This window comes from Synechococcus sp. Cruz CV12-2-Slac-r, from assembly GCF_024346075.1.
Classification (GTDB): Bacteria; Cyanobacteriota; Cyanobacteriia; order PCC-6307; family Cyanobiaceae; genus Synechococcus_D.
Genome location: NZ_JAGQEK010000188.1, coordinates 1 through 2953 on the forward strand (window position 1 = coordinate 1; position 2953 = coordinate 2953).

3 protein-coding genes are annotated in these 2953 nt (G+C 52.0%); all 3 read left to right on the plus strand.

Annotated features, from left to right (window positions below; genetic code table 11):
• Window positions 1–2258: AAA family ATPase (locus KB557_RS10370; protein WP_255133941.1), on the plus strand; the 2258-nt coding region annotated here is incomplete at its 5' end.
• A gap of 241 nt (window positions 2259–2499) precedes the next feature.
• Window positions 2500–2673, plus strand: a complete 174-nt coding sequence (locus KB557_RS10375; RefSeq protein WP_255133943.1) for a hypothetical protein — start codon at window positions 2500–2502, stop codon at window positions 2671–2673.
• Window positions 2670–2953 (plus strand): hypothetical protein (locus KB557_RS10380; RefSeq protein ID WP_255133945.1); only part of this gene is annotated, 284 nt, incomplete at its 3' end. The genes KB557_RS10375 and KB557_RS10380, both read left to right, overlap by 4 nt.

The window sequence follows — 2953 nt, forward strand, 5'->3', positions numbered from 1 at the left end:
CGGGCGAGCCCATCGGCCAATGCAAGTTAATTGGCGGCTGTGAGCGCCGTTACAGCGCAGCAGATATTGAAGCTTGTTTACCGGCGCCGCTACCACCTAAAGCTGCTGCTAGCACCCGGCAACTAGCAGCAACACCCAACAGACAATCATCTGATGGATGGCCGCCACGCACCGTTACTGAGATAAAAGCGGCGGCTGCATATATCCCGGCTCGAATTGTTGGAGCTGGCACCTACGAGGAATCAATGCACGCCCTGTGCGGGTGCAGTGCTGCCTTTGCTGAAGCTGGAGTAGCTGATGGTGATGGCGCTGCCCTGGCGCTACTAGGTCACCTATGGGCTGATGCGGCCCCAGGTGCAGCAAGGCAAGTGCTGACTTCCACCACCACCCGCAATGCTGCTAGCTACTGGAAAATTGCTGGTGATAACGGCTTTCCACTTAGCCGCAAACAATCTGGCACCATCCGGGAACAATCTCAGAACATCCCGGATAGTGCAGCAAAACCAAAGCAATTAACTTTTGAAGAACGTTGGGAACTGCTGGAGCTACACGCAGCAGAGCTAGCTATTAGCAACTGGCCGGCGATGAAGGCACTTTCATCACTTGCAAGTAGAGCAGCAAGCCTTGATATTCACAGGCTTAGCCAGCGTCAGCTCGAACAATTGCTAGAACAAGCTCAAAGGCAAATCAGAGCAAAATCAGCGCCCATATCACCCGGCGGCAAATTCACTGTTACCAGTACCCCATTTGCTGTTGCAGGCTTATTCCGTCATGCCTTAAACCTATTGGTAGGTCAAAGCGGCGCTGGTAAATCGCGCTTAATTGCAGCTTGTATGGCTGCTTGGTTGCGTGGTGATAAAACGTGGCTTAAACGTAATTTGAACGGTATTGAAGCCGAAAACCGTCATGCGTTAATTATTGGCCCAGATCAGAACTTAGAAGATTGGCATTTAACACTTGCGCCAGTTGGTTTGAGCTGGCTTGCTAATTCAAATGATTCAACAACAGTTCAAATTCATGACCGTTTAACGCTATATGGCCTGGAGACAGGCATCCAACTTGATGCAGATGGCCTTAATACAATCCGCCGTTGGGTTGATGCGCACCCCGGCGGAATGGTGCTAATTGATTCGCTCTCAGCTTGTTTACCCGCTGGAGTTGATGAAGACAAAAGCGGCGCAGCGGCGCCTATCCACAAGCTGAATGAAGCCTTAGGCGATGCTTGGGGTGTACTTACACACCACACCCGCAAGTCAGCAGGTAAGGAAGGAAACCTAGGTGTAGGTGCTGGCCGTGGCAGTGGCGCAATTGATGCGGCGGTATCGCGTGTGATTGGCCTTGGCCTTACTTACAAAATGGAGAACGGAATGATGGTCGCGCAAGAATCCGACCCACGCCGTGAATTGCTCAGCACTAAACGTGGTGGCAAAACCGAACACCTAATAATTAGCAGCGATGCCAGCGGCTTCTGGGACGTTCATGGCGATGCGGAAGCACTAAAAGCGCAGGAACGTATAGAACGCACCATTAGCAATCTCACAGAGCCGCAGAGCGATGTATTGAGCGCCGTTGAAGCTGCTGATGGCTGGATAACCACTAGGGGAATTGTTGAAGCGTTGGTGCCGGGTGACGAATACGAACCAAAGGGGGGCAAAGCCGCTGCAACTCGAACAGTGCTGAAGCGCCTTGAAGTCCTCGGCTTAATCGAAAGCCAGCGGGTAGCAAACGAGCGCAATTATCGAATCAAAGAAAAGCAGTCATACCAAGCGGTGAACAAGGGTGAACTAGTTCTCACACAAGAGTTTGAATTAACTAGTTCACTTAGTTCACCCGTTGGTATGACAGGTGAGTCACTAGTTCACCAACTAGTTCACCGCGATTCACCAGCTAGTTCACTAGTTCACCCGTTGGTATCACTAGAAAAACAAGCACCAACAAGCGAAAAACTAGTAATTGCAGCAGGTGAACTAGGTGAACAACTTGAAGTTATTGGTGAACTACCTAGTGAACTAGTCAAAACCCCTGCGCCGCAACAGGTGAACAAGGTGAACTACCTGGATTCTTCTGCCAGTTCACCAGCTAGTTCACTTAGTTCACCCACTGGTATGACTAAACGGGCAGAAGCCGAACAGCGGATTAAAGCTTGCGGCCAAACGACCATCAACTTGACGGGATTAAGCGATGCCGAAATGGTTGGGATGGCGGATTCACTAGAAGCGGCTTTTGCTCGCAGTGTTGGCCGAGCCACTGCTGCATAGACAGGTGCGCAGGCTGGGCTGTGCCAGATAACTGAGCCACAGCAGCAACGGCGCTGGCGATAATTCCCGCCAAATGGCGCCAAGTTGTACTACTTGCGGCCAATAGCGGTGTACTGGTTTGGCCAATTAGGGCCCGCGGGCCCTAGCTGTGCCAGTTTGGCTACTAGGCGGACTCCGCAGACGTTGCGCAATTGGTAACTGTTCGGCATTGTTCGGCTACTCCGCCGACTCTGGGGACGCTATGACTTTCGAAACAGACCCGCGCGACTTTGCCATGGAATTGGTGGAAGAAAACCGCGTCACAGCTGAGCTTTTGCTTACAGCTTGCCTTAAGTACATGAACCACCAAGACGTCCGGGACATGCTCGATTCAAACGAGCTAAGCCCGCGCTTTTTAGATGCTGAGCAATCATGAACGAATCCGCTGAGTCCGCGGTGTCCGTTGACGGCATCCAATTGGCTGAGTTTGTGGCTAATTCACCACTCTCCCGCGGTTCAATCTTTGAGCTGATTAAAGCCCTTGGCATCAGCACAACAAAGGGGCCGGGGCCTGGTGGCAAGGGTCGAGTTGCTTGGTTATCGGCAGACGATGCCGACCGGCTGGATTTAGCAGAACAAGCCGTAAACAAAGGCACAACAAAAATTGCTGATTACAGCACCGGCTTACAGCGTCTAGCTACTCCGCCGACTCCGCC